This window comes from Terrabacter carboxydivorans (assembly GCF_039532035.1).
GTDB lineage: Bacteria > Actinomycetota > Actinomycetes > Actinomycetales > Dermatophilaceae > Terrabacter > Terrabacter carboxydivorans.
Genome location: NZ_BAAARE010000009.1, coordinates 116,612 through 142,497, shown reverse-complemented (window position 1 = coordinate 142,497; position 25,886 = coordinate 116,612). Strand labels below are relative to the sequence as shown.

At 71.8% G+C, this 25,886-nt stretch carries 23 protein-coding genes and 1 tRNA gene; 20 read left to right on the top strand and 4 right to left on the bottom strand.

Features of this window, described 5'->3' with window-relative positions:
* The first annotated feature begins 189 nt into the window (after nucleotides 1-189).
* Together ABD297_RS11565 and hisS are read left to right on the top strand one after the other, a co-directional pair.
* The gene (locus ABD297_RS11565; RefSeq protein ID WP_344255078.1) at nucleotides 190-891 is read left to right on the top strand and encodes an MBL fold metallo-hydrolase; all 702 of its coding nucleotides are present in this window, start codon (nucleotides 190-192) and stop codon (nucleotides 889-891) included.
* Nucleotides 888-2,240, top strand: coding sequence for a histidine--tRNA ligase (gene hisS, locus ABD297_RS11560; protein WP_344255077.1), 1,353 nt, complete (start codon nucleotides 888-890; stop codon nucleotides 2,238-2,240). The genes ABD297_RS11565 and hisS overlap by 4 nt, the downstream gene beginning before the upstream one ends.
* Before the next feature lie 59 nt (nucleotides 2,241-2,299).
* Here hisS and ABD297_RS11555 read toward each other — a convergent pair whose 3' ends face one another.
* Nucleotides 2,300-2,911, bottom strand: coding sequence for a hypothetical protein (locus ABD297_RS11555; RefSeq protein WP_344255076.1), 612 nt, complete (start codon nucleotides 2,909-2,911; stop codon nucleotides 2,300-2,302).
* The gene (locus tag ABD297_RS11550; RefSeq protein ID WP_344255075.1) at nucleotides 2,908-3,285 is read right to left on the bottom strand and encodes a hypothetical protein; all 378 of its coding nucleotides are present in this window, start codon (nucleotides 3,283-3,285) and stop codon (nucleotides 2,908-2,910) included. Before ABD297_RS11550 ends, ABD297_RS11555 begins: the two co-directional genes overlap by 4 nt.
* Before the next feature lie 197 nt (nucleotides 3,286-3,482).
* Here ABD297_RS11550 and ald point away from each other — a divergent pair, with 197 nt between their 5' ends.
* The 12 genes from ald to ABD297_RS11490 all read left to right on the top strand — a co-directional run bounded on the left by ald (nucleotide 3,483) and on the right by ABD297_RS11490 (nucleotide 15,033).
* Nucleotides 3,483-4,598, top strand: coding sequence for an alanine dehydrogenase (ald, locus tag ABD297_RS11545; protein WP_344255074.1), 1,116 nt, complete (start codon nucleotides 3,483-3,485; stop codon nucleotides 4,596-4,598).
* Nucleotides 4,595-5,581 (top strand): site-specific tyrosine recombinase XerD, encoded by a 987-nt coding sequence (xerD, locus tag ABD297_RS11540; RefSeq protein WP_344255163.1) that lies wholly within the window; start codon nucleotides 4,595-4,597, stop codon nucleotides 5,579-5,581. The genes ald and xerD overlap by 4 nt, the downstream gene beginning before the upstream one ends.
* 204 nt (nucleotides 5,582-5,785) lie before the next feature.
* The gene (locus ABD297_RS11535) at nucleotides 5,786-6,622 is read left to right on the top strand and encodes a ParA family protein (RefSeq protein WP_344255162.1); all 837 of its coding nucleotides are present in this window, start codon (nucleotides 5,786-5,788) and stop codon (nucleotides 6,620-6,622) included.
* Between the two features lie 14 nt (nucleotides 6,623-6,636).
* Nucleotides 6,637-7,668, top strand: a complete 1,032-nt coding sequence (locus ABD297_RS11530; RefSeq protein WP_344255073.1) for a segregation and condensation protein A — start codon at nucleotides 6,637-6,639, stop codon at nucleotides 7,666-7,668.
* The gene (gene scpB / locus ABD297_RS11525) at nucleotides 7,661-8,344 is read left to right on the top strand and encodes an SMC-Scp complex subunit ScpB (RefSeq protein ID WP_344255072.1); all 684 of its coding nucleotides are present in this window, start codon (nucleotides 7,661-7,663) and stop codon (nucleotides 8,342-8,344) included. Before ABD297_RS11530 ends, scpB begins: the two co-directional genes overlap by 8 nt.
* Complete coding sequence (locus ABD297_RS11520; RefSeq protein WP_344255071.1) at nucleotides 8,341-9,309, top strand: pseudouridine synthase; 969 nt, start codon at nucleotides 8,341-8,343, stop codon at nucleotides 9,307-9,309. Before scpB ends, ABD297_RS11520 begins: the two co-directional genes overlap by 4 nt.
* Before the next feature lie 46 nt (nucleotides 9,310-9,355).
* The gene (locus ABD297_RS11515) at nucleotides 9,356-10,438 is read left to right on the top strand and encodes a prephenate dehydrogenase (protein ID WP_344255070.1); all 1,083 of its coding nucleotides are present in this window, start codon (nucleotides 9,356-9,358) and stop codon (nucleotides 10,436-10,438) included.
* 157 nt (nucleotides 10,439-10,595) lie between these two features.
* Complete coding sequence (gene cmk, locus ABD297_RS11510; protein WP_344255069.1) at nucleotides 10,596-11,303, top strand: (d)CMP kinase; 708 nt, start codon at nucleotides 10,596-10,598, stop codon at nucleotides 11,301-11,303.
* The gene (locus ABD297_RS11505) at nucleotides 11,300-11,965 is read left to right on the top strand and encodes a lysophospholipid acyltransferase family protein (RefSeq protein WP_344255068.1); all 666 of its coding nucleotides are present in this window, start codon (nucleotides 11,300-11,302) and stop codon (nucleotides 11,963-11,965) included. Before cmk ends, ABD297_RS11505 begins: the two co-directional genes overlap by 4 nt.
* Before the next feature lie 12 nt (nucleotides 11,966-11,977).
* Nucleotides 11,978-13,477, top strand: coding sequence for a ribosome biogenesis GTPase Der (gene der / locus ABD297_RS11500; RefSeq protein ID WP_344255067.1), 1,500 nt, complete (start codon nucleotides 11,978-11,980; stop codon nucleotides 13,475-13,477).
* A gap of 87 nt (nucleotides 13,478-13,564) precedes the next feature.
* A tRNA-Pro gene (locus tag ABD297_RS11495) sits at nucleotides 13,565-13,638 on the top strand.
* Between the two features lie 219 nt (nucleotides 13,639-13,857).
* Nucleotides 13,858-15,033: a glycosyltransferase 87 family protein gene (locus tag ABD297_RS11490; protein WP_344255066.1), complete on the top strand. Its 1,176-nt coding sequence runs from the start codon at nucleotides 13,858-13,860 to the stop codon at nucleotides 15,031-15,033.
* 261 nt (nucleotides 15,034-15,294) lie between these two features.
* Here ABD297_RS11490 and ABD297_RS11485 read toward each other — a convergent pair whose 3' ends face one another.
* The gene (locus ABD297_RS11485; protein WP_344255065.1) at nucleotides 15,295-17,907 is read right to left on the bottom strand and encodes a WD40/YVTN/BNR-like repeat-containing protein; all 2,613 of its coding nucleotides are present in this window, start codon (nucleotides 17,905-17,907) and stop codon (nucleotides 15,295-15,297) included.
* A gap of 432 nt (nucleotides 17,908-18,339) precedes the next feature.
* Between ABD297_RS11485 and ABD297_RS11480 the strand changes: the two genes are divergently transcribed.
* Both ABD297_RS11480 and ABD297_RS11475 read left to right on the top strand, forming a co-directional pair.
* Nucleotides 18,340-18,852, top strand: coding sequence for a hypothetical protein (locus ABD297_RS11480; protein ID WP_344255064.1), 513 nt, complete (start codon nucleotides 18,340-18,342; stop codon nucleotides 18,850-18,852).
* Between the two features lie 266 nt (nucleotides 18,853-19,118).
* The gene (locus ABD297_RS11475; RefSeq protein ID WP_344255063.1) at nucleotides 19,119-20,804 is read left to right on the top strand and encodes an Ig-like domain repeat protein; all 1,686 of its coding nucleotides are present in this window, start codon (nucleotides 19,119-19,121) and stop codon (nucleotides 20,802-20,804) included.
* Nucleotides 20,805-20,846: 42 nt separating this feature from the next.
* On the opposite strand, the gene ABD297_RS11470 is transcribed toward ABD297_RS11475, so the two are convergent.
* On the bottom strand, nucleotides 20,847-22,283 hold the full coding sequence (locus ABD297_RS11470; protein WP_344255062.1) for a YibE/F family protein: 1,437 nt from the start codon (nucleotides 22,281-22,283) through the stop codon (nucleotides 20,847-20,849).
* 123 nt (nucleotides 22,284-22,406) lie between these two features.
* Here ABD297_RS11470 and clsA point away from each other — a divergent pair, with 123 nt between their 5' ends.
* The 4 genes from clsA to ABD297_RS11450 are packed head-to-tail and all read left to right on the top strand — an operon-like array spanning nucleotide 22,407 to nucleotide 25,684.
* Nucleotides 22,407-23,015, top strand: coding sequence for a cardiolipin synthase ClsA (gene clsA, locus ABD297_RS11465; RefSeq protein WP_344255061.1), 609 nt, complete (start codon nucleotides 22,407-22,409; stop codon nucleotides 23,013-23,015).
* 37 nt (nucleotides 23,016-23,052) lie between these two features.
* Nucleotides 23,053-24,069 (top strand): DUF881 domain-containing protein, encoded by a 1,017-nt coding sequence (locus ABD297_RS11460; RefSeq protein WP_344255060.1) that lies wholly within the window; start codon nucleotides 23,053-23,055, stop codon nucleotides 24,067-24,069.
* Nucleotides 24,066-24,398, top strand: coding sequence for a small basic family protein (locus tag ABD297_RS11455; protein WP_028785606.1), 333 nt, complete (start codon nucleotides 24,066-24,068; stop codon nucleotides 24,396-24,398). The genes ABD297_RS11460 and ABD297_RS11455 overlap by 4 nt, the downstream gene beginning before the upstream one ends.
* A gap of 2 nt (nucleotides 24,399-24,400) precedes the next feature.
* Complete coding sequence (locus ABD297_RS11450) at nucleotides 24,401-25,684, top strand: DUF881 domain-containing protein (protein ID WP_344255059.1); 1,284 nt, start codon at nucleotides 24,401-24,403, stop codon at nucleotides 25,682-25,684.
* The last annotated feature ends 202 nt before the right edge of the window (nucleotides 25,685-25,886 follow it).

Here is a 25,886-nt window from a genome sequence, read left to right as displayed (position 1 = left end):
GCGGTCCCCGGGCGTCCGGTCATTTTATGGAACGACGGCGGCGCCGGTGCAGCGGGACCGGTCACGAGTCCGTGACATCTCCCGCGCGAGCGCGGATCCGCGTGTGCGAGAGGACGCTCACGGCATACCCGGGCGTCGAGGAGGTCGTATGCCGGGTGCCCGCGTCGGCCCGCTCGCTAGGCTCCCAGCGTGCTGACCATCGCGTTCCCCGCCCAGGCGTTCGACACCAACTGCTACGTCCTCGCCCCCGCGGCGGGGGAGGAGTGCGTCATCGTCGACCCGGGCATCGGGGTCGAGGAGACGCTGCGCGAGGTGCTGGCCGAGCACCGGCTGCGGCCCTCGGCGGTGCTGCTGACGCACGGGCACGTCGACCACGTCTACTCCGTCACGCCCGTCTGCGGGTCCGACACCGCTGCCTACATCCACGCCGACGACCGCTACCGGCTGCACGACCTGCTCGGACGCAGCAACCCGGGACTCATCGCCATGCTCGAGCAGCAGTTCGGCACGGCTGCCACGTGGACCGAGCCGACCAACGTCGTCGAGATCACCGACGGCACCCGCCTGACGCTGGCGGGCATGGACTTCGACGTGCTCCATGCCCCGGGGCACACCGAGGGCTCTGTCATGTTCGGCATCGACCGGGTGCCCGACGGGATCCGCGAGCAGGTCGACGTCGACCGCACCATGGTCACCGGCGACGTGCTCTTCGCCGGCTCGGTCGGGCGCACCGACCTACCCGGCGGCGACCCGGCTGCCATGCAGCGCAGCCTGCGCGACGTCGTGCTCCCGCTGCCGGACACGACGCTCGTGCTGCCCGGGCACTACCAGGCAACGACGATGGCCCACGAGCGCGCCACCAACCCCTACCTGAAAGACTTGCCCGCGTGAGCACCCCGCAGCCCAAGGCCGCCAAGGTCATGCCGATCAGCGGCTTCCCCGAGTACCTCCCGTCCGAGCGCATCGTCGAGCAGCGCTTCCTCGACGTCATCCGCGAGACGTTCGAGCTGCACGGCTTCTCCTCGATCGAGACGCGCTCCATCGAGCCGATCGACCGGCTCAGCTCCCAGGGGGAGGACGCCGACAAGGAGATCTACGCCGTGTCCCGCCTGGCCGGGGGCAGCGACGACGACGCGCGGTGGGGCCTGCACTTCGACATGACCGTGCCGTTCGCGCGCTACGTGCTCGAGAACGCCGGCAAGCTCTCCTTCCCGTTCCGGCGCTACCAGATCCAGAAGGCCTGGCGCGGCGAGCGGCCCCAGGAGGGGCGCTACCGCGAGTTCACCCAGGCCGACATCGACGTCGTCGACGTGGGGCAGCTCTCGCCGCACTTCGAGGCGGAGATGCCGCTCGTCATCGCCGACGTCTTCAGTCGGTTCCCCGTGGGCGAGTTCGTCATCCAGGTCAACGACCGCAAGATCCCCAACGGCTTCTACCAGGGCATCGGCATCACCGACGTCATCGGGACGCTGCGCATCGTCGACAAGCTCGACAAGATCGGCCCCGAGAAGGTCAAGGCCCTCCTGCTCGAGTCGGGCACGACCGACGAGCAGGCCGACCAGTGCCTCGCCCTGGCCGCGATCCGCTCCACCGACCTCGGCTTCGTCGACCAGGTCCGGGCGCTCGGTGTCGAGCACCCGCTCCTCGAGGAGGGCCTCGAGTCGCTGGCGCGCGTCATCCGGACCGGGATGGCCCACGCACCGGGCAAGCTCGTCGCCGACCTGCGCATCGCGCGCGGTCTCGACTACTACACCGGCACCGTCTACGAGACCCAGTTCGTCGGGCACGAGTCCTGGGGGTCGTTCTGCTCGGGCGGCCGCTACGACGCCCTCGCCAGCGACGGCCGGACGACCTACCCCGGTGTCGGCATCTCGATCGGCGTGACGCGGATCCTCGGCCTGCTCATCGGCCGCGGCCTCGTCACCGCCTCGCGCTCGACCCCGGCCGCCGTGCTCGTCGCCCTGACCGACGACGACTCGCGCGAGCAGGCGGTGGGCGTCGCCACCGCGCTGCGCCGACGTGGCGTCGCCTGCGAGGTCGCGCCGTCGGCAGCCCGTTTCGGCAAGCAGATCCGTTACGCCGAGCGTCGCGGCATCCCGTTCGTGTGGTTCCCCGGTGCCGATGGGTCCGGCGACGAGGTCAAGGACATCCGGTCCGGTGAGCAGGTGCCCGCCTCGCCGCAGTCGTGGGCACCGCCGGCGGAGGACCTCGTGCCCCAGGTGACGCGCACCGACGCCTGAGGCCAGACGGCCGCCCGGTGCGGTCCCCTCGGCGGTCGTCGCTCCGGGCGGCGGCGGGGTCAGCTGCCAGGCGGCGGTCGCAGCCCCTGGTCCCGGAGCTCGAGCAGGGCGAGTCGGTGGAGCACGTCGCGGTCTTGACGGCGCCAGGCACCGGCCGGGTCGTCCGAGACCCGCGCCAGCGCCTTCATCGGCTGGGTCGCGAGGGCTCGCAGGGCGAACAGGTCGAGGTCCTCACCCGCATCGATGAACCTCTGGGACTGGATCGCGTTGCGCACGAAGCGTCCCCGCACGTAGAGCCACACCGCGAGCACGATGAGGACAGGCACGAGCGCGGTCGCCAGCCCGAGCACCCGGGCGAGGCTGTCGACGGTGTCGGCCATCGAGGTCCCGGCCGTCTGCAGCGTCGTCCCCGACCCGGCGGCCTGCGTCAGCCAGGTCTTGAGCTGGTCGCCCACGAGGGGGAGCTGCCCGGCCTGGTCACCAGCACCGGTCAGGGCGCCGTTGACCGAACGCCCGGCGGACGTGAGCGAGTCGGCCGGAGCGCGCAGGCGGTCCACGGTGTCGTGGACCTGGCGACCGGCATACACCCAGAGACCCGTCCAGAGGAGCACGAGCACGTCGGACAGGAGCTGTCGGGTGCGCCTGGTCGGGGTGTCCGCGTAGAGCCTCACTGCGACCCGGCGGTCATGGCCAGGGTCGTCAGCAGGACGACGACGGCGAGCACGTAGCCCACGACGGTGGCCACGAGGAAGCCCTGGGCGAAGGCCCGGGCCGGGCGCAGCGCGATGGCGACGGCCGCCACGAGGGCGCCGATCCCGAGGGCGCGCAGTCCCGTCTCGAGGGCGACACCGGTCGTGAGGGTGACCGTCATGACCGCGACCGCGAAGACGGCGCCCGCCATCGCGCCGCGCGCACGGGTGAGGCCCCTGCCGGGACCGCTGGACCGCGGCTGCTGCTGCCCGGTCGGCTGCGGCGTCGGTCGCCGGTCCGGCACCGCCGCGGGCGTGGGCGAGGTGTGGCCCTCCTGGGGCGTCGGGTCGGTCATGCCGGCTCCTCCCTGGTCGTCTGACATGCGCGCGTTTGCGCCCACTCTGGCAGGCCGAGGCCGTTGACGCCGGGTTGGACGAGGTCGCGAACGGTCCGCCACGCCCACGGATACAGTGGCCTCGCGGCCCCAGCGACCGCCTTCTCCCCGCGGCAACGGCGCCGAGGGCGAGCCAGTCCGGAAGGAAGTGCAGCAGCATGAAGGTCGGCATCCCCCGCGAGGTCAAGAACCACGAGTACCGCGTGGCCATCACCCCGTCAGGCGTCCACGAGCTCGTCGAGAACGGGCACGAGGTGCTCGTCGAGAAGGACGCGGGCGTCGGGTCGCAGATCAGCGACGACGACTACGCCGCGGCGGGCGCCCGGGTCATCGGTTCCGCCGACGACGTGTGGGGCGAGTCCGACATGGTGCTCAAGGTCAAGGAGCCCGTGGCGGAGGAGTACCACCGCATGCGCGAGGGCCTGACGCTCTTCACCTACCTGCACCTCGCCGCCGACAAGCCGCTCACCGAGGAGCTCGTGAAGCGCAAGGTCACCGGCATCGCCTACGAGACCGTGCAGCTGCCCTCGGGCGGACTGCCGCTGCTCTACCCGATGTCCGAGGTGGCCGGCTGCCTCGCCCCGCAGGTCGGCGCCCACGCGCTGATGCGCGCCCAGGGTGGCCGTGGGGTCCTCATGGGCGGCGTCGGCGGTGTCGCCAACGCCAAGGTCGTCATCCTCGGCGCCGGCGTCTCGGGCCAGAACGCCGCCAACATCGCCCTGGGCATGGGCGCCGACGTCACGCTGCTCGACACCGACCTCGACAAGCTGCGCATGTCGTTCTGGCGCTACGAGAACCAGGTGCACGGGCTCGCCTCGAACCGGCTGACCGTCCAGCAGCAGGTGCAGGAGGCCGACATGGTCATCGGCGCCGTCCTCATCCCGGGTGCCGCGGCCCCCAAGCTCGTCTCGAACCAGCTCGTCTCGCAGATGAAGCCGGGCTCGGTGCTCGTCGACATCGCCATCGACCAGGGCGGCTGTTTCGAGGACAGCCACCCGACGACGCACGCCGACCCGACCTACCGGGTGCACGACTCGGTCTTCTACTGCGTGGCCAACATGCCGGGCGCCGTGCCCAACACCTCGACCTACGCCCTGACCAACTCCACGCTCCCGTATGCCGTGAAGCTGGCCAACCAGGGTTGGCGCGAGGCCCTGCGCGGCGACCACGCGCTCGGTCTCGGGCTCAACACCCACGACGGCCACGTCACCTACGCCGGGGTTGCCGAGGCCCACGGCATGCAGTCGGTCTCGCTCGAGCAGGCCCTGTCCTGACCGAGCAGGTCGTCACCGAGCCACCCGCGGCACGGCTCACGCGCCTCGAGCGCGACGTCCGCGGGTGGCTCGACCACGTCCGGGTCGAGAAGGGCGCCTCGGACAACACGCTGAAGTCCTACACCCGCGACCTGCGTGCCTACACCGCCTACCTCGCCGGCAAGGGGGTCGACGACGCGGGCCGCGTCACCGAGGCCGACGTCACCGACTTCCTCGCGTCGCTGCGCGAGCGGGGCCTGGCCGCCTCGTCCGCCGCCCGCACCCTCGTGGCCGTGCGCGGCTTCCACCGCTTCCTCGCGCTCGAGGGTGAGGTCGCCGGTGACCCGGCCGCCAACGTGGCACCGCCCAAACCGCCCGCGCGGCTGCCGAAGGCGATCCCCGTCGAGGCCGTCGAGCGCCTGCTCGCCGCCTCGTCGCTGGGCGACACGCCCGAGTCGCTGCGCGACCGAGCCCTGCTCGAGGTCCTCTACGGCATCGGCGCACGCATCAGCGAGGCCGTCGGACTCGACGTCGACGACATCGACACGGCAGGCCCCGACGACCCGTCGGGCAGCCGCGGCCCGGGCGGGGGAGTGGCGTCCGTGCGCCTGCGGGGCAAGGGTGGCAAGGAGCGCGTCGTCCCGGTCGGACGCTATGCCGTGGAGGCCGTGACGGCATACCTCGTGCGGGGCCGTCCGGCCCTCGCCACGCACGGAACGGGCGGTCCGGCGCTCTTCCTCAACCAGCGCGGCGCCCGGCTCTCGCGCCAGTCGGCGTGGGCCGTGATCCGTCGGGCGGCCGAGCGGGCCGACCTCACCGAGCACGTGTCTCCGCACACGCTGCGCCACTCCTTCGCCACCCACCTGCTCGACGGAGGCGCCGACGTGCGCGTCGTGCAGGAGCTGCTGGGGCACGCCTCGGTGACCACGACGCAGATCTACACGATGGTGTCGGTGCACCGACTCCGCGAGGTCTATGCGGGCGCCCACCCCCGTGCCCGCTGATAAGGTCACACGTGATCAGCGCGAGGCTGACCGCAGCATCCCAAGGCAAGGCCGAGCGGAGTGGAACACCCGGTGAACGAGGAGTCACACGACACCATGGAGTCCGTGCCGTCCGAGGACCTCGAGCAGACCCGTCACAGTCCGGTCAGCGCCGTCCCCCGGGTCGCGCAGCTTCCGGGCACCGAGTCCGCCGGATCCGGCGCCATGGGCCCGACGGGCCGCCCGCTCCCTCACTTCCCGGACCCCGTCCCGCTGACCAACCACGGCCCGGCGCGGATCATCGCGATGTGCAACCAGAAGGGCGGCGTCGGCAAGACGACGACCACGATCAACCTCGGCGCGGCGCTGGCCGAGCTGGGGCGCAAGGTCCTCGTCATCGACTTCGACCCGCAGGGTGCCCTCTCGGTCGGGCTCGGCGTCAACGCCCAGGAGCTCGACACCACGATCTACAACCTGCTCGTCGAGCGCGGTCACGAGATCCACGACGTCATCCAGCAGACCCGCACGCCGAACCTCGACCTGGTGCCGGCCAACATCGACCTGTCGGCCGCCGAGGTCCAGCTCGTCGGCGAGGTGGCCCGCGAGCAGATCCTCGCCCGGGTCCTGCGGCCCGTCGTCGATGAGTACGACGTCGTCCTCATCGACTGCCAGCCCTCGCTCGGCCTGCTCACCGTCAACGCCCTGACCGCCGCCCACGGCGTCGTCATCCCGCTCGAGTGCGAGTTCTTCGCCATGCGCGGCGTCGCCCTGCTCATCGACACGATCGACAAGATCACCGACCGCCTCAACCCGCGCCTGCAGGTCGACGGCATCCTCGCCACGATGTACGACAGCCGCACGCTGCACAGTCGCGAGGTCGTGCGCTCGGTCGTCGACCACTTCGGGGAGCAGGTCTTCCACACCGTCATCAGCCGCACCGTGAAGTTCCCCGACGCGACCCTCGCGGCCGAGCCGATCACCTCGTACTCCTCCGAGCACTCCGGTGCCAACGCCTACCGCCAGCTCGCCCGCGAGCTCATCGCGCGCGGCGGCGCGGCCTGATCCGCAGTGATCTGATGACCGAGCAGGACACCGTCGACCGCCCCGCGGTCGACGCCGACGACGCTGCCGTGCCCGCGGTCGACGAGGGCCGGGCCGCGGCCTCGCCCGAGCTGACCCCCGGAGGCGTCATCACCCGCCGGGCGTCCGCGCCGTTCGAGGTCCACCTCGACGTCTTCTCCGGTCCCTTCGACCTGCTGCTCGGCCTCATCAGCAAGCACAAGCTCGACATCACCGAGGTCGCCCTCGCCAAGGTCACCGACGAGTTCGTCGCGCACATCAAGACGGCGCAGGCGGCCGACAGCGACTGGGACCTCGGTCAGGCCTCGGAGTTCCTGCTCATCGCCGCCACATTGCTCGACCTCAAGGCCTCGCGCCTGCTCCCGCAGTCGAGCCCGCAGGACGACGAGGACCTCGCACTCATCGAGGCGCGCGACCTGCTCTTCGCGAGGCTGCTGCAGTACCGCGCCTACAAGGAGATCGCGGGCATCTTCCGGGACCGCATGGCCACTCTCGGACGCATCACGCCACGCCAGGCGGGCCTCGAGCCGGAGTTCGCCAGCCTGCTGCCCGAGCTCGTCATCTCCATCACGCCGGAGCAGTTCGCGATGGTCGCCGCGCGCGCCATGACGCCGAAGATCGCGCCGACCGTCGGTCTCGAGCACCTGCACGCTCCGCAGGTCAGCGTGCGTGAGCAGGCGGCGCTCATCGTCGACCGGCTGCGGCACCGCGGGCAGGTCTCCTTCCGCAGCCTCGTGGCCGACGCCGACAGCACGCTCGTCATCGTGGCGCGCTTCCTCGCGCTGCTCGAGCTGTTCAAGGAGGCGGCCATCGCCTTCGAGCAGGCCGAGGCGCTCGGCGAGCTCGACATCCGCTGGACCGGCACCGACGACGGCGACATCGCCATCGACGACGAGTTCGACGAGGCCGAGGACGAGACCGAGGACGGCCCCGACCGGCCCGAGGGCGACGCGCCCGGGCCGCACCCGAGCGATCCCGAGGAGACGGGCGGCGACCCCGCCCCGCGGACAGGAGCAGACGATGAGTGACCAGTCGGCGCAGGGGCCCGACGCGACCGTGGAGCCCGACGCGGCGGACGTGGACGACGTCGCCGGCGAGCTCGACGACCGCGAGGGTGCCGACGAGCAGATCGCCTTCGACATCAACGACTTCCCCGGGGGCGCACGCTCGGCCCTCGAGGCCGTGCTCATGGTCGTCGACGAGCCGGTGACCGAGGTCGCACTGGCTTCGGCGCTCGAGCTGCCCGTCGAGGACGTGCGTGGTCACCTCCACGCGCTCGAGGAGGAGTATGCCGCCGCGCAGCGCGGTTTCACCCTGCGCAGCGTCGCCGGCGGGTGGCGCGTCTACAGCCGCTCGGACTTCGCGCCCGTCGTGGAGAAGTTCGTCCTGGACGGCCAGCAGGCCAAGCTGACGCAGGCCTCCCTCGAGACACTGGCCGTCATCGCCTACCGTCAGCCCGTCTCCCGTGCACGCGTCAGCGCCGTCCGTGGCGTCAACGTCGACGGCGTCGTGCGCACCCTCACGTCGCGCGGGCTCATCGAAGAGGTCGAGGACCTCGGGGAGAGCGGTGCGATGCTCTATCGCACCACCCCCTACTTCCTCCAACGCATGGGGCTGTCGTCGCTCGACGACCTCCCGGCGCTGGCGCCCTACCTCCCGGACGCCGACGTCATCGACGAGCTCATCGAGGAAGGACACGCATGAGCGAGTACTCCAGGTCACCCCGCCAGCCGCGCAAGAAGGGCTCCGGCTCGTCCGGAGGCACCGGTGGCGCCCGTCGCGGCGGGTCCGGCTCCACGGGCCGCAGCGGTCGCCCCGTCGCGGGCGGACGCAGCGGCGGAGGCGGCAAGGGCAGCGGGCCGCGCTTCGCCGGCTCGACCAAGGCGAGCCAGCCCACCAAGCTGCCCGAGCGCAAGGCCGTCCCCGAGATCGACGTGCACGACCCCGACGGCGTGCGCCTGCAGAAGCTCATGGCCGCCGGCGGTGTCGGCTCGCGCCGCGTCTGCGAGAACCTCATCGAGCAGGGCCGCGTGCAGGTCGACGGCCAGGTCGTCACCGAGCTGGGCGTGCGCATCAACCCGCAGACCCAGGTCGTCCACGTCGACGGCGTGCGGGTCAACCTCGACGAGGACCGCGTCTACCTCGCCTTCAACAAGCCCAAGGGCGTCGTGACCACGATGCACGACGAGCTCGGCCGCATCTCCCTCGAGGACTACGTCGGCAACCGCGAGCAGCGTCTCTTCCACGTCGGACGCCTCGACGCCGACACCGAGGGCCTGCTCCTGCTCACCAACGACGGCGACCTCGCCCACCGGCTGCAGCACCCGGCATACGGCGTCCTCAAGACCTACATCGCCACGATCCGCGGGCCGGTCCAGCGCGACGTCGGCAAGCGGCTGCGCGAGGGTGTCGAGCTCGAGGACGGCCCGGTCAGCGTGGACTCCTTCCGCATCGTCGACCACCAGCCCGGCAAGGCCATGGTCGAGGTGGTGCTGCACGAGGGACGCAAGCACGTCGTCCGACGCATGCTCGAGGCCGTCGGACACCCGGTGCTCGAGCTCGTCCGCACCGAGGTCGGCCCGATCCGCCTCGCCGACCTCAAGTCCGGTCGCACGCGCCGCCTCAACAAGGCCGAGATCGGGGCGCTCTACAAGGCCGCCGGTCTGTGATCCGGACGTCCCGTCGGCGTGGGGACACGCTCGCTACGCTGACGGGGTGAGCACGCACGTCCGCATCGTCGGGGCTGGGCTGATCGGCACCAGCTTGGGAATCGCTCTGTCCCACAACGGTTTTCGAGTCTCTCTCGACGACCCGTCCCCGACGGCCGTACGGCTGGCACGGGACCTGCGGGCCGGCGAGATCGCCGGTGACTCGGTCGGCGCGCCCGACGTCGTCGTCGTCGCGGCCCCGCCCGACGTTGCCGCGCGGGTGGTCGTCGACGCCCTGGACCGGTGGCCCGATGCCGTCGTCACCGACGTCGCGTCGGTCAAGGAGTCGGTGCTGCGCGTCGTGCTCGACTCCGGCGCCGACGCCAGCCGCTACGTCGGCTCGCACCCGATGGCAGGGCGCGAACGCTCCGGGGCGGCTGCTGCGCGCGGCGACCTCTTCGACGGGCGGGCCTGGGTCGTCGTCCCGCACGAGGGCTCCACCGACGCCGCCGTCCGCCGCGTGCGCGAGGTGGCCCTCGCCGTCGGGTCTGCGGTCCGGGTCATGCCCGCGCACGAGCACGACGAGGCCGTCGCCGCCGTCTCGCACGTCCCGCAGCTGGCTGCGAGCATCGTCGCCGCCTGCCTGCGCGAGCTGCCAGAGTCCGCCGTCGGGCTCGCCGGGCAGGGACTGCGCGACGTCACCCGGATCGCCGCGAGCGACCCCCGCCTCTGGACCCAGATCCTCGCCGGCAACGCCCCCGCCGTGCGCGACGTCCTGCGCCTGGTCCGCGAGCAGGTCGACGACGTCGTCTCCGCGCTCGACTCCCTCGTGGACGCCGACGGCGACGGGGCCCTCGGGACCCTGAGCCGGGTGCTCGAGGCCGGCAACCTCGGCCACGCACGGATCCCCGGCAAGCACGGTGCGGCCCCCGCGGCATACGAGGTCGTCTCGGTCGTCGTCCCGGACGAGCCCGGCGCCCTGGCACGGCTGCTCACCGACGTGGGCGAGGCCGGCATCAACCTCGAGGACCTCCACCTCGAGCACGGCCTCGGGCAGGCCGTGGGCGTGGCCGAGATCTCGGTCGTGCCCGCCTCGGTCGAGCCCCTGCGCACCGAGCTGGCGCGGCTCGGGTGGCGCGTCCACGACTGAGACCTCCGGGGAGGCCCCGACAGGTGCAGGCTCCCGGTGCCCACTGCCGGTGCTGACTCCCGCGCCCGACGTCCGGCGCCCTGCGGGCCGGGATCAGCCGGTCCCCGCGCTGGGCGCCGGCGGGGTGCGCCCGCCGCCAGGCACTATCCTCGTCCGCATGCCGCAGACCCCCGAGGACCACCTGTCCGGATTCGTCATCGCCGTGGACGGGCCCTCCGGCTCAGGCAAGTCAAGCGTCAGCAAGCAGGTCGCGCGCACCCTCGGCTACGGCTACCTCGACACCGGGGCGATGTACCGCGCGCTGACGTGGTGGTGTCTCCACGAGAACGTCGACCTCGGCGACCCGGACGCGATCACCGCTGCGGCACAACGGTTTCCGCTGAGCATCGGCACGGATCCCGACGCCCCGACCGTGCTCGTCGACGGCACCGACGTCGCCGCGGCGATCCGCGAGACCGGCATCTCGACCAACGTCTCGGCGGTGGCGACCGTCATCCCCGTCCGCGAGATCCTGCGCGTCCTGCAGCGCCGTCTCATCTCCGAGGCGGCCACAGAACAGGGCGGCGTCGTCGCCGAGGGCCGCGACATCACCACCGTCGTCGCCCCCGACGCACCCGTGCGCATCCTGCTGACGGCGTCCGAAGAGGCCCGGCTCGCTCGCCGCTCCACCGAGCTGCACGGGGCCGCCGACGAGGCCGCCGTCGCCGCCACCCGCTCCCAGATCGTCGACCGGGACCGCGCCGACTCGGCCGTGTCCGAGTTCACCGTGGCTGCAGACGGCGTCACGACGATCGACACCTCGCACCTCGACTTCGAGGGCTCGGTCGAGGCGGTGCTCCAGGTGGTCGAGGCGGCCCGGGCATGAGCTCGGCGGTCGCTCCCCACCCCACCCGGGCCCGGATCGGCCGCCCGATCGGCAAGGTCATCTTCAGCACGCTGTACCGCGGCACCGCGCTGCACCCCGAGCGCGTCCCGCAGACCGGGCCGGTCATCCTCGTGGCCAACCACGCCGCCTTCCTCGACGGGCCACTCGTCTTCGGCCTCGCACCACGGCCGGTCAGCTTCCTCGTCAAGCAGGAGGCCTTCTCCGGCTTCTGGGGCTGGACGATCCGCAACGTCGGCCAGATCCCCATCGACCGTTCCGTGGGCGACCGTGCGGCCCTCGCCACCGCCAGCGCGGTCCTGGAGTCCGGGGGAGCGGTGGGCATCTTCCCCGAGGGCAACCGTGGCGACGGCGAGGTGCACCAGGTCAACCACGGAGCGGCCTGGATCGCGCTGCGCACCGACGCCCGGATCGTCCCCGTGGCCGTCAGCGGCACCAGGCCGCCCGGTGCTACGAAGGACGACTGGCCGCCCATCCGGTCGCGCCTGACCGTCGACTTCGGTGAGCCGTTCCGGCTCGTGACCGACCCCGCCGTGCCGGGTCGGGACAGGCTCCGACTGGCCAGCGACCAGCTGCGCGAGGCGCTCGCGTCACATGTACGCCGCTCGCGGGTGGAGAATGGTCCCTCAACAGACGTTCACTGATTCGAGGACACCGTGACTGACGAGACCGCCCGCCCCATCGACGAGGGCGCTCCGATCTCGACCCCCGCCCCTGCCGTCGACGACGCCGCCGTGGAGCGAGCCCTGCGCGCAGGGCTCGAGGACTTCGAGCTGAGCCCGGAGGACCAGGCCCTGCTCGACGCCCAGGGAGGCCTCTCCGACGACGCCGCGGCCCAGGGCCCGCTCCCGGTCGTGGCCGTCGTCGGTCGACCGAACGTCGGCAAGTCGAGCCTGGTCAACCGCATCCTGCGCCGCCGCGAGGCCGTCGTCGAGGACGTCCCGGGCGTCACCCGTGACCGGGTCTCCTACGAGGCCGAGTGGGGCGGCCGCCGCTTCACCATCGTCGACACCGGCGGCTGGGAGGCGGACGCCACGGGCATCCACCTGCGCGTCGCCGAGCAGGCCGAGATCGCGATCGACCTCGCCGACGTCGTCATGTTCGTCGTCGACGCCACCGTCGGCGCGACCGACGACGACGAGGCCGTCGTCAAGCTCCTGCGCCGCTCGGGCAAGCCCGTGGTCCTCGTCGCCAACAAGGTCGACGACCAGCGGGGCGAGGCCGACGCCGCCATGCTGTGGAACCTCGGCCTCGGCCAGCCGTTCCCCGTCTCGGCGGTGCACGGTCGAGGCAGCGGCGACGCCCTCGACGCCGTGCTAGACGTGCTGCCCGACGTCTCCGCCCACGGCGCCTACGCCCAGGGCGGCCCGCGACGGGTCGCCCTCGTCGGTCGACCCAACGTCGGCAAGTCCAGCCTGCTCAACCGCCTCGCCGGGTCGGACCGGGTCGTCGTCGACAACGTCGCGGGCACGACGCGCGACCCCGTCGACGAGCTCATCGAGCTCGGCGGCACGACGTGGCGCTTCGTCGACACCGCCGGCATCCGCCGCCGCGTCCACCAGAGCCGTGGCGCCGACTTCTACGCCTCCCTGCGCACGCAGACCGCGCTGGAGAAGGCCGAGGTAGCCGTCGTGCTCATCGACGCGGAGGAGCCGATCGCCGAGCAGGACATCCGCGTCGTCCAGCAGGTCATCGACTCCGGCCGTGCCCTCGTCATCGCCTACAACAAGTGGGACCTGCTCGACGAGGAGCGCCGCCACTACCTCGAGCGCGAGATCGAGAAGGAGCTCGTGCAGGTGCCGTGGGCCCCGCGCGCCAACATCTCTGCGCGCACCGGCCGGCACATGGACCGGCTCGTGCCGGCCATCGAGACCGCTCTCGAGTCGTGGGACACCCGTGTGCCGACGGGGCGACTCAACGCCTTCCTCGGCGAGATCGTGGCCTCGCACCCCCACCCGCTCCGCGGTGGCAAGCAGCCGCGAATCCTCTTCGCCACCCAGGCCTCGACGCGTCCGCCGCGTTTCGTGATCTTCGCCTCGGGGTTCATCGAGGCGGGCTACCGCCGCTTCATCGAGCGTCGACTGCGCGAGCAGTTCGGCTTCGAGGGCACGCCGATCGAGGTCTCGGTCCGCGTCCGCGAGAAGCGTCGCCGCTGACCCGGAGCAGGGCGACGGGCCCCGCGGGGGCCGATTGGGACTAGCGGCACCCGGTGCGCTAATGTTCCTTTCGCCCCGAGGGGCATTCGGGCTGTGGCGCAGCTTGGTAGCGCACTTGACTGGGGGTCAAGGGGTCGCAGGTTCAAATCCTGTCAGCCCGACCGAATCGCAGGTTGCAGGAATCCGCTGAAGACCGGCGGAGATCGACGAAGGCCCTTGCCGCAACAGAATCCGGCAGGGGCCTTCGTCATGTCTGCGGCGCGATTTGGCGCCACACCCCGCGCGCCGAGCGCTTCCAGCAGATTCACGTCGGCATGTCGTCGTACGCCCATGTCCGTGCCCCACTGTGTGACTGAACTCGTCACAAGGCAGGGGGTCGCGTGACCGTGCAACGTCCCGAGGAGGACGCACCCGTCTGGCCGCTCTCCCGCAGCTGGCTGCGGGAGGCGTCCCGCCGCGAGCTGCTGCCGGTCTGGTTCGTCCTCGGCGTCTGGACCGTGCTCTGGTCGGCCTACGCGGTCCAGAACCTTCTGATGCGTTCTTGGGGCATCTTCCCGGACGCCGCACGGATTCTGTTCTCAGGGAGAGCCACCGGCGGGTTGCACCTCTACGCCCTCCGGCCGGACTTCCAGTTCGGCCCGGTGTCGGTCCTCGTGGCAGCACCTCTCGCTGGCCTGCCCCTGCACGAGTCGAAGTGGATCGCCGGGGTCCTCATGACCGTGGTCGGTCTGTGGCTGGTCGCCGTCATCGCCGGATCCAGGGCCCACGACGTCGGCGTCCCGGCCCCACAACCGCTGCTGGTCGGCGGCCTGCTCGTGATGCCGGTCTGGCCGCTGCTCTCCCTGACGAGCGGCCACCTCGACGACGTCCTCGCCCTCGGACTCGGCATCTTCGGGATCCTCCACGTCCAACGGCACCACCCGGTCTGGGCGGCGGCCCTGCTCGCCCTCGCGGTCGACAGCAAACCGTGGGCCCTCCCCTTCGGGGTGGCCCTGCTGGCGCTTCCCCGGAGGCACTGGCCCAAGACCGTCGTCGTCTTCGGTGGGCTGATCGCTGCCGCGTGGCTGCCCTTCTTCATCGCCGACCCGGCCACGATCGCCGCAGTCAAGTTCCAGCTGCACATCTCGTACGGGTCGGTGCTGGCGCTCTTCCACCTGAGCGGACCGATCCCGCCCTGGGTACGCCCCGCCCAGCTGGTGGTGGCGGTCGGCCTCGGGATCCTCGCCGTGCGCGCGAGGGTGCTCCAGGCGATCCTGCTCGCGACGGTGGCGGGCCGGATCCTCCTCGACCCGGCCATCGCGTCCTACTACACCGCCGGAGCGGTCATGGTCGCCTTCTTCATGGACCGATCCCGCACCTGGCGCCTGCCGTGGTTCACCGTGGCGGTCGTGGTGCTGCTCTGGGCGCCCCAGCTGGTCCAGCCGGGCAACGACTGGTACCTCGTCACGCGATGGCTGCGCTTTCTCTGGGGGGTCGGGACCCTCGCCGCGCTCGTCCTGACGCTGCTCAGGCACGGTCGACCAGCCGTCGCTCGGCAGAGTCGGTCAGCGGCCTGACCACACGCCGCGGGGGGGTGGTCATCGAGCCAGGTGATGATCTCCACCACGGCGCCGTGGTGGAGATCGGGGGGTGAGGCGATCGTGGGTGACGTCGGACTGCCACGCCTCGTTCGGCAGGTCGGCCTGGCACCCGATGTAGATGGCCGGATGCAGGAGGCCCCTCGGCAGCGACGGGGCCTGACCTGTGCACACAGGTCAGGCCCCGACTCATGCCCGCACCGTGGCCCGGAGGCCGCGGCTGCAGTCAGTCACCGTCCGTCACGTGGCGGTGCGGTAGATGCCTCGTCCGTAGGTGGCGACGTAGAGCTGGCCGTCCGGTCCCTCCAGGGCCTGGGTGGCGATGGTGACCGGGATGGCGTCACGGGACCACTGGGGAGCGCCGGTACGCAGCGACGTGAGCGTCGTCTCGACGACCCCGAGGTCGGTGGCCATGACGACCCGCCCGTTGGAGGCGATCAGCAGGTTGTCGCCCGGGATGTCGGGCAGGTTGCCGCTGACGTCGGTCCAGGTCGCACTGGCCTGCCCTGAGGAGTCGGTGCCGCCGGTGAGCGTGACCTTCCACAGGTGGCCCGAGCCGGCCAGGTCGCTGCCCGGTCCGTCGACCCAGTTGCGGGAGTACCCGCCGAACAGCACGTACGAGCTGTGCGGGTCGGCCGGGTCCGGCGTCACACCGGTGACCATCCGCAGGGGGACACCCGCGGAGGACGCCACCTGCTGGTAGGCGCCGTTGGCGTTCGTCATGAGCCCACGGCCGAAGCTCGAGCCGGGGTTGCACGAGCCGCACCAGCCGGCCCACACGACGTGGTTGCGGCTCGCCAGCGCCGTGATGGAGTGCCCCGCGCCGGTGTCCGCGGCCTTGGTCCAGTCCGCGCCGCTCGTGCTGGCCCACGTCTTGGTGTTGGTCCAGACGTACTCGCCGCCGGCGACCCAGGTGCCGGGGTCGGTCTGGTCGGCGCTGAACGGGGCGATGAAGCGCGGCAGCGGGTCGGCCGGCGCGATGGTGACGATGGAGCTGTCGGAGGCGGCGCTGCCGTCTGCGACACCGCAGTTCGTCGTCATCTGCAGCGTCAGGTCGACGTACTCACCGACCGTGCGGCAGCCGTTGTTCGGGTCGACGAGCTGCTGCCCGCCGTCACCGCCGTAGGGCGAGACCATGACGCCCTTGTTGGCCGGGTCGAGCAGCGAGACTCCGTTGTCCTGCAGACCGCCCCAGACCTGCACTTGACCGGGGTGGGCGACGTCCTTGCCGACGCCGACCGAGTAGTACTGCAGCATGTCGAGCTGCCCGGACGCGGACAGCGAGCGCCAGGACGAGGCCGTCGGTGAGACCGCGCGCTGGTAGAGGCCGCCGTCGTTGCCGACGTACACCTGTCCGGCGCTGGAGCCGGAGCCGAAGGCGATGGTGTGCTGGTCGGAGTGGAGGACGTTGCCGTCACACGTGTTGTCGGCGTCGACGTTGGACCAGCACGAGAAGCCGAAGTCCCAGTAGCGGCCGATGGTCTTCCAGCTCGCACCGCCGTCCCACGACTCGTAGACCTCCTCGAGACCCACGTAGACGTGCTTGGCGTTGGTGGGGTCGACCCCGATGAACTGGTTGTACCAGGCCTGCACGCCGGGCGCGTAGCCCTTGCCGATGCGCTGCTTGCGCTCGGCGGAGCCGCTCTGCGCCAGCGTGCTCGGGTTGGCGATCTGGTTGTAGGGCCCTGCGGCCGCGCCGGTGTTGGACACGTAGACCCCGGCGAGGGCGCTCGCGGCCCCGGCGTTCAGGGCCGCCGGCGACTCGAGGACGACGTAGAGCTTGGAGCCGTCCGCGGAGTACTGCACGGTGGCGTTGCCGACGTCCTTGGGGTTGATCGCCCCCAGCGGGTTGACCTTCGCCCACGTCGTGCCGCCGTCGCGGCTGAGGTAGAAGCCGTTGTATGCCGCGCCGCTGCGCCACGCGACGTTGGCGAGGATCACCTGGCCGCCGGTCCCGGGCTGCACGGCGACGTCGTTGGCGATGTCGCGGTAGCTGGCGTTGACGTCGGTGCACGAGAGCATCCCCTGCGCACAGGGCGCGAGGGACCGCGTCCAGGCGGTGGACGACGATCCCGAGAGGGAGTGCACGTACAGCCCGCGCGACGCGGCGACGAAGACGCGTCCGTTGGCGGCGTCGACGAGGATGCGGCGGATGACCTGGCTGTCGAGCTCCGTGCCACCGACCCTCGAGCCGGCCGTGAACGTGGCGGTGTCCGGCGAGGCGAGCCGGAAGACGCCGGCACCGACGTAGGTGGCGGACCCGGTGGTGCCGTCGCCCGTGGCCACCCACAGGGCGCCGTCGGGCGCGATAGACATGCTGCCGATCGACTGTGTCGGAAGGCCATCCGCGATCGGCGTCCAGGACGCGCCGTTGTCGCAGGAGCGCTTGATCCCGCCGGCCGCCCCACCCGCGAAGATGCAGTGCGCGTCGACGGCGAGCGCCTGCACGCGCCCTGTCACGTAGCCGGCGCCGCCGCTGCTGTTGGAGGCGCTGGGGTCGCGGTAGTGCGGGTCGTCGGAGTTGTAGGGGACGTCCGTGACCGACGACCACGCCGACGGGGCAGCGGGGAGGGCGGTCAGCTGGCTGTAGGCCGCAGCATACGCCCCGGGCGCGACGAGCCCCGTGGGTGCCGAGCGTGCCTGGGCGAACTCTCCCTGCGAGGTCATCAGCTCGGCAGCCTGGTCACCCGCGTCCTGGAAGCGACCGCCGCCCCCGGTACCGGGGCTGTTGCTCGCGTAGCTGGGCAGCGCGAGGAGCGGCGTCATCGCGAGGGCGGCGCCGGCGACGACGCACAGCGTGGCTCTGCGAAGGCCACCTCGCTGCGGGGTGAAGACCTTGGGAACGGGCATCATTCGTGGAACCCTCCTTGCCAGAGCGCCTTGGTGCGGCGCACACGTCATCGCAGTCATGGTGAACATGCGAGTCCCGTGGCGGCCGCCGGCGAATCGGTATCGGCACAGGATTGGCTCGCACTCTAGCGCCGCGCGGCCGGTCGGAGACCTGCACGGATCTGTGAATTCTCGGCGTCCCGGCACGGGCTTCGGGCCTGCTGCGGGCTGCTGTCCACGTGCCGACGGCCTGGTGTGCGGCCTCGGGTAAGAGCTCGTGAATTCGCTTGTAGTGCAAGGCGCCCCGTCCTGCACTGCAAGGACTCCCGACCTGCCACAAGCGTTGCGCAAGGTATGCGCAACGTTGCCCGAGGCGCCCCGATTCCGGAGATTTCACGTGTCAGGGTTGCACCAGCAGATCACCAAGAACAGGTAAAGCCACTCGAGGGAAAGGTCATGGGGGACACCATGCGCACCGAGAAGAAGAACTCCAAGAAGAAGAAGTCCGCTGCCTTCGTCGCCGCCGGCGTCATCGGCCTCGCGACGGCCGGCGGGGCCTACGCGTACTGGACCAGCCTCGGCGGGGGTGCCGGCACCGCCTCCACGAGTGCCGGCGCCTCCAACGTCTTCGCCGTCACCGGCAACGTCGCCAACGCGATGTTCCCCGGCGACACCGCACAGACGGTCACGGCGACGGTCGTCAACAACGGCACCGAGAACTACAAGCTCCAGACCGTCAAGGCGTACGTGACGACCGACAAGCAGAACTGCGACTCGACCAACTTCAAGCTCAACGGTGTCGAGGCGCCCGCCAACGCGACGAGCGCCGTCGCCGTCGCCGTCGCCCCGGCCGACCTCGCGCCGTCCGCGACGACGTCCGGCACGTTCACCATGCAGTTCAACAACAAGACGACGAACCAGGACGCCTGCAAGGGCGCCGCGGTGACCATCACCTACGTCGCCAGCTGAGACCCGGACGGGGTGGGCCGCCGCATCGACCCCGGCACCCACCCCGTCCGTCTTCACCCGAGCCTCGAGCAGGCTCGAACGCCGTCCAGACAGGGAGCTCGAACCGTGCAGACGCCGACATCCGAAGGGCACCGGGCCCCGGGGCTGTTCGGCGTCGTCGTCGTCCCGCTGATCTCGTGCGTCCACACCTCGCGGAGGGCGCAGCAGTGACGCCGGCTCCGACGACCCCAGAGACGCGCGCACGCCGTGCTGCCCCGAGCCGCGGCGTGCGCGCCCTCCGCGTCGGTGTCCTCCTGACGGTCCTCATGACCGTCTCGGGCACCGCCTGGGCCGCGTGGACGGCGACGGGTGGGGGCACCGGCAGCGCGACGACCGACACCCTGGCGGCGCCCTCGGGCGTCACGGCCACCGTCGCGAGCGGCGCGTCGGGAGTCTCGGTGTCGTGGTCCCCGCCGACGACAGGCGTGGCACCCAGCGGCTACCGCGTGGACCGCACCGACACCGCCGCGGGCACCACGACAGGCGCCTGCGGCACGTCGAGCACGTCCCTGCTGACGGGCGCCTCGTGCACCGACACCTCGGTGCCCGACGGGACGTACAGCTACACGGTCGTGTCGGTCCGCTCGGGGTGGACGGCCACGAGCGCCGTCAGTAGCCCGGTCACCGTCCAGGCTGCAGTGGCCACCGCCACGTCGCTGGCCTCGTCGACGAACCCGTCCGTGGTCGGCCAGACCGTCACCCTGACGGCGCGGGTGACCGCCGCCTCCGGAACGCCGACGGGTTCCGTCGCCTTCCGCGACGGCGGGTCCGCGATCACGTGCAGCGGTGGCAGCCCGACGCTCAGCGCGGGCACGGCGACGTGCTCCACCACCTGGACGAGCGCCGGCGCGCGCAGCATCACGGCCGCGTATGCCGGGTCGGCCCCCTACGCGCCGTCCTCGTCGTCCGTCGTCGGCCAGGTCGTCAACGCCGCCGCGACGGTGACCTCGGTGGTCTCCTCGACGAACCCGTCGGTGGTCGGCCAGTCGGTGACGTTCACCGCTTCCGTCCAGTCGGTGGCCCCCGGAGGCGGGGTCCCTGCTGGGAGCGTCACCTTCCGGGACGGCTCCGCGAGCCTCGCGTGCGGGGCCGGTAGCCAGGCCCTCAGCGGGGGGACGGCGACGTGCGTGGTCGCGTTCACCTCGGTGGGCGCTCGCAGCGTCACCGCGGTCTATGCGGGATCGACGAGCTATCTGGCCTCCACCTCCAGCGCCGTCAGCCAGGGGGTGAACGCCGCCTCGACCACGACACGCCTGACCAGCTCGGCCACGAGCGTCCCGTCGGGTCAGAGCGTCACGTTCACGGCCACGGTCACGCCCGTGGCTCCGGGCGGGGGAGTGCCCTCCGGCACGGTCACCTTCAAGGACGGCGCCACCACCCTCACCTGCGCCTCCGGCGTGCAGACCCTCGACGGTTCGGGGGTCGCCACCTGCACGACCTCCTTCGGCGCCACGGGCTCCCGGACCATCACGGCGTCGTATGCCGGCAGCTCCAACCACCTGACGTCGACGTCCGCTCCGGTGACCCTGGGCACCGTCAACGCCGCCGCCGTGGGAATCGGTTTCTCGGGCGTCACCGTCGACGGCACCGCAGTGACCCCGACCTGCACCGGGAGCGTCTCCTCCGGCTACAGCTGCGCCGTTCCGGGCGGCAACAACGCGGTCCTGTCCGCCGCGGTCGGCTTCGTCGACAGCACCGGCGCGCCGGTCGCCTACAGCTCGGCGACGGAGACCATCACGTGGACGAGCACCGGCAAGACGGCGGGGACCGGGACGGTCACGGTGGCCCCCAACGCCACGAGCGCCGGCAGCCGGGTGTCCGCGACGAAGACGGGCACCAACCCCGCGTCCGTCACGCTGACCTACACCACCGCCACCGGAGCCAGCTGGACCGCGACGCTGACCGTGAGCTGACCGGGGCTGACCAGGGCTGATTTGGCCTGACCGGACGGGACCTCAGCCAGACGTCATGCGCGAGCGCGCCTCGGCACGCGTCGTGGGCGGGGGAGGCCCGCTCGCGGCCCGGACGAGGTCGGCCGCCGTCGGACCGCTCGGCTCGGACGGCACCGGCGGCGACGGCGGAGCGGGCGGCGACGGATGGGCCTCGGCACGCGCCGCGCCCACGGTGAGGGCGGCAACGACCGTGGTGACCGGCACAGCCAGGACGAGCCCGATCGCGCTGCAGAGGGTGCGCACGATCTCCTCCGACAACGACTCCGTCTGGAGCATGTCGAGCACCGGCCGGTCGTAGAGGAAGAGCAGGAGCAGCACGGGGAGGGCGGCACCGGCATACGCGAAGACGATCGTGTAGATCGTGGACGCGATGTGGTCACGCCCGATGCGCATGCCCGAGCGAAACAGCTCGCGTCGACCCATGGCAGGCGCGGCCGCCCGCAGCTCCCACACCGCGGACGACTGCGTGATGGTCACGTCGTTGAGCACGCCCAGGCCCGCCACGATGATCGCGCACGTCAGCAGGTCCCGCGGGTTCATCGTCGTGACGAACGAGGCCAGGGTGGCGCCCTCGTCGTTGGCGACGCCGCTCAGCCGCGCCATGTCGACCGCCAGCAGCCCGAGCCCGGCGGTGATCCCCACTCCGAAGAGCGTGCCGGCGAGCGCCGTGCTCGTGCGCACCGAGAGCCCGTGGGCGAGGTAGAGGACGACGAACATGATCGCCGACGACCCGATGAGGGCCACGAGCAGGCCCGACTGCCCTTCGAGGAGCGCGGGCAGCATGAACTTGACGACGACGAGCCCGCCGAAGCCCAGACCGGCCAGTGCGAGCACACCCCGCCAGCGCGCGACGACGGCCACGACGACGAGGAAGAGCGCGAGCACGAGCGAGAGGGGAGCGCCGCGCTGGACCTGGAGGAAGGAGTAGGTCTCCGGCTGACCGTCCTGGGGCGGCGTGCGCAGGAGCTGGACGGTGTCACCCTCGCGCAGACCCGACGACGACACAGCGGGTGGCACCTGCACCGACACCGTCGGGCGCACGTCGCCGGACGTCGAGGTGGGCTGCGTCAGCTGGGCCGTGATCGCTCCGCACGTCGCGGGGGCGTCGGCGCCGGGTCCGCCCTGTCCCGGTGTCTGCCCGGTGCCGTTCGAGGGGGATCCCGAGGACCCCGAGTCGGCGCCGGGCGCGGGGCACACGGGAAGCACCCGCTGCACCTCGGCGACGGGGAACGTCACTCCCGGCGCTGCGAAGTCCGACGTGCCCACCCGGTTGGGCTGCTGCGCGTCGCCCGGCCAGTAGCGCACGAGCCCGTAGACGGTGGCAGCCGCGGCGACGACGAGCAGCAGGGTCAGGCCCACCCGGGCCATCGTGCTGACGGCGACGTGGCCCGATCCGTCACGGTCGGCAGGGGCGTGCGTGTGCGTGTGTCCGCCGGGCATGGTGCCGAGTGTGCCAGAGCGGTTGGGCGCGCAACCGCCTCGTGCGGGTGCCTCTCCAGCCGTGTCCGGATCGATGCCGAAGGCGCGCATCGCCCCCTCGGGGCGGCGGTTAGGCTAGCCGCCGTGGAGGTCGAGAGGACGGGAGAGCGCGAGCACGTCGTGACGGAGCGGCTCCTGACCATCCCCAACGTGCTGTCCGTGCTGCGACTGCTCGGGGTCCCGGTGTTCCTGTGGGCGATGCTGTCCGGACATGACGGTCTCGCGCTGCTGCTGCTGCTCTTCTCCGGCGTCACCGACTACCTCGACGGCAAGATCGCCCGGCAGTTCAACATGGAGAGTCGCCTCGGCCAGTTCCTCGACCCGATCGCCGACCGCCTCTACATCCTCACGACCCTCTTCGGGCTCATGTGGCGCGAGATCATCCCGGTCTGGCTCGTCGTCGTGATCCTGGCCCGCGAGGTCGTCATGGCGCTCATGCTGGCCTTCCTGCGCACCCGCGGCCAGCTCGGCCTGCCGGTGCACTTCGTCGGCAAGGCCGCGACGTTCAACCTCCTCTACGCCTTCCCCCTCCTGCTGCTCGCGCACCGCGACGACTGGCTGGGGGACCTGGCACGCCCGATCGGGTGGGGTTTCGCCTGGTGGGGCGTCGTCCTCTACTGGCTGGCCGCGGTGCTGTATGCCGTCCACGCCAGGATCGTGCTGAGGCAGGCTCCGCGGGCGGTGGCCCCGTGATGGCCCAGTGATGGCTCCGCGCCGGCCCGACGAGTCGATGACGCTCCTGACCACGATGATGGAGCGGCCGCTCGACGCCGGCTACCAGGAGGCGGCCGACCGGCGCGCCGCGGCGGGCCTGCCGCGGGCGACGTCGACGCGCACCGTGCTCGTCGTCGTCCTCGCGATCCTCGCGGGGTTCCTCTTCGCGGTCGCGGCGCAGTCCCTGCGGCCCAAGCCCACCGCGGCTGCTGCGGTCAAGAAGGAGCTCGTCACCCGCATCGAGGCCCTGCAGAAGCACGGAACCGACCAGGAGGCGAAGGTCGCCGCGCTCGGCAAGCAGGTCCGTGACTTCGAGGCGCTGGCGCTGCAGCAGTCCGGCGGCCCCGACCTGACCGCCCGGATCAAGGACCTCGAGATCCAGGCCGCGGCGGTGCCGCTCAAGGGACCCGGCGTCACCCTGACGGTCGACGACGCCGCCTCGACGGTGGCCGACGGCAACGCCGGCAACCGTCCCAGCAGCGGGTTCCAGGAGGGGCGCGTCACCTCGGGCGACCTGCAGATCATCGTCAACGGGCTGTGGGGGGCGGGCGCCGAGGCGATCTCCATCAACGGCCACCGGCTCAGCTCCACCGCCGCGATCCGGTTCGCCGGCCAGGCGATCATCGTCGACTTCCGGCCGCTCGCGCGCCCCTACGTCATCACGGCCCTCGGTGACCCGCAAGGCATCCAGCAGCTCTTCGAGCCCTCGTTCGCCGGGCTCTACCTCTCGCAGCTGACCGACCAGTACAAGATCCGCTCGGTCATGGCCGGAGCCGACTCGCTCACCGTGCCGGGAGACTCGTCGGCGCGGCTCGAGGTCGCGCAACCCATCGGTCCGACCCTAGGCTCGACGGCGCCCGCCCCCCCCACGCTGCGCTCCGGCACGAGCACCCCGCAGGGGAGCACCGGGGCCAGCACCTCGACGGGTCGCAGCACCTCGAGCGGGCTCCCGTCCTCGAACCCCACCAGCAGCAGCGCCGTCCAGGGCACCGGAAGCCCGGCGTCCCCGACCAGTCAGGAGAACCCTTCGTGATCCCAGTTCTCGGCCTCTTGGCCGGACTCGCGGTGGGACTCTTCCTCGATCCGTCGGTGCCGGTGTGGCTCCAGCCGTACCTGCCGATCGCCGTCATCGCCGCGCTCGACGCCGTGTTCGGCGCCATCCGCGCCATCCTCGACGGGATCTTCAACGACAAGGTCTTCGTCGTGTCGTTCCTGTCGAACGTCGTCGTCGCGGCGTTCATCGTCTTCCTCGGCGACCAGCTGGGCGTCGGCTCGCAGCTGTCCACCGGCGTGGTCGTCGTCCTCGGCGTGCGGATCTTCTCCAACGTCGCCTCGATCCGCCGGCACCTGTTCAAGGCCTGAGCATGGCGAAGCGCAAGAAGGGTCGCCCCACCCAGCCCGCCGTCGTGCAGGACCCGACGACGGTGCCCGCCGACGACGCTTCCGCCGCCACCTCCGTGCCCGCGGACCCCGCGGAGACGACCGGCACTGCGGAGACGACCGGCGCCACGGAGACGACCGGCCTCGCGGACACCGCGCGGCCGACGACGGCAGAACCGGGGGCCTCGCCACGAGAGGGCCTGGAGCCGGAGCCCGTGCAGCCTGACAACCAGGAAGGCGCGCAGCCCGTGGAGTCCACGGAGCCCGAGCAGCCCACCGTCACGACACCCGTGCCCACCGGGCCGGTGCCGACCATGGACACGACGGCCCCGGAGACGACAGCCCCTGAGCCGACGGCGCCGGAGACGACAGCGCCGGAGACGACGGCGCCGCAACCGGCTGCCTCTGCGGGTCTGACGGCCACCGCGGACCGGGAGCCTGCTGCCTCGCCACCTCCCGCCCCCGTCTTCGGCACGGGCCTCGACGACGGCGCCGAGGTCGACTTCACCTCGGCGGTGGCACGCGAGTCCCGTCCGAGCAGCGCCCCCGTCGAGGGTGGCGCCGCCTGGCGTCGGCTGCTGAAGATGAGCCGGCCGCGCGCGACACGAGCCAACCTGCTGGGCGCCCTGCTCGCCGTGCTCCTCGGCGCCGGCATCGCCGCGCAGGTCCAGCTGACCAACCAACGCGGTCTCGACGAGCTCAGCCAGAGCGACCTCGTGCGCGTCCTCGACGACATCTCGGTGCGCTCGTCCCGCCTCGACCAGCAGGTGCGCGAGCTGGAGGCCACCCGGGACCGGCTCAAGAGCGGCACCGGCACGGCCGCCGAGGCCCTCGACCAGGCCCAGAAGCGCGTCGACACCCTCGGGATCCTGGCCGGCACGCTCGCGGCCAAGGGCCCCGGGATCACGCTGCGCATCACCGACCCGACCAAGGCCGTCACCGGCCCCATCGTCCTCGACATCATCGAGGAGCTGCGTGACGCGGGGGCCGAGTCCATCGACGTGGGCGGGGTCCGCGTGGTCGCGTCCTCGTACGTGGGGGACCGCGGCGGTCAGCTCGTCGTCGACGGCGTCACCGTGCCGAGGCCCTTGGTCATCAAGGTCATCGGCGACTCCAAGACGCTCTCGTCGGCCATGACGATCCCCGGTGGCATCGTCGAGTCGGTGCGGCAGAAGGGCGCGGAGGCGGTCGTGACGGAGTCGAGCCTCATCGAGATCACCTCCCTGCACCGTCCCACCGAGATGACCCACGCCAAGCCGGTCGAGTGACGGCCGGACTCCCTGCCTCGCGCCCGCGCCCGACGGCTCGGGGTGTGCGCGGGGAGTTCACAGCGCACTCACCGGCCCCACTTCCTGCGCGTCCCGCGTGGGCATGGCATCCTCTGGGGTGCCGCGACATCGTCCGCGGCACCCCGCACGGCAGGACTCGCGGCCTCGACAACCCCTGACCGGGGCCGCACACCGACGAAGG

Coding starts and splice junctions, on each gene's coding strand:
- ABD297_RS11550 (WP_344255075.1), bottom strand. CDS start 3,285: ATGACCGACCCGACGCCCCAGGAGGGCCACACCTCGCCCACGCCCGCG.
- ald (WP_344255074.1), top strand. CDS start 3,483: ATGAAGGTCGGCATCCCCCGCGAGGTCAAGAACCACGAGTACCGCGTG.
- ABD297_RS11535 (WP_344255162.1), top strand. CDS start 5,786: ATGGGCCCGACGGGCCGCCCGCTCCCTCACTTCCCGGACCCCGTCCCG.
- ABD297_RS11530 (WP_344255073.1), top strand. CDS start 6,637: ATGACCGAGCAGGACACCGTCGACCGCCCCGCGGTCGACGCCGACGAC.
- scpB (WP_344255072.1), top strand. CDS start 7,661: ATGAGTGACCAGTCGGCGCAGGGGCCCGACGCGACCGTGGAGCCCGAC.
- ABD297_RS11520 (WP_344255071.1), top strand. CDS start 8,341: ATGAGCGAGTACTCCAGGTCACCCCGCCAGCCGCGCAAGAAGGGCTCC.
- cmk (WP_344255069.1), top strand. CDS start 10,596: ATGCCGCAGACCCCCGAGGACCACCTGTCCGGATTCGTCATCGCCGTG.
- ABD297_RS11505 (WP_344255068.1), top strand. CDS start 11,300: ATGAGCTCGGCGGTCGCTCCCCACCCCACCCGGGCCCGGATCGGCCGC.
- ABD297_RS11485 (WP_344255065.1), bottom strand. CDS start 17,907: ATGATGCCCGTTCCCAAGGTCTTCACCCCGCAGCGAGGTGGCCTTCGC.
- ABD297_RS11480 (WP_344255064.1), top strand. CDS start 18,340: ATGGGGGACACCATGCGCACCGAGAAGAAGAACTCCAAGAAGAAGAAG.
- ABD297_RS11470 (WP_344255062.1), bottom strand. CDS start 22,283: ATGCCCGGCGGACACACGCACACGCACGCCCCTGCCGACCGTGACGGA.
- ABD297_RS11460 (WP_344255060.1), top strand. CDS start 23,053: ATGACGCTCCTGACCACGATGATGGAGCGGCCGCTCGACGCCGGCTAC.
- ABD297_RS11450 (WP_344255059.1), top strand. CDS start 24,401: ATGGCGAAGCGCAAGAAGGGTCGCCCCACCCAGCCCGCCGTCGTGCAG.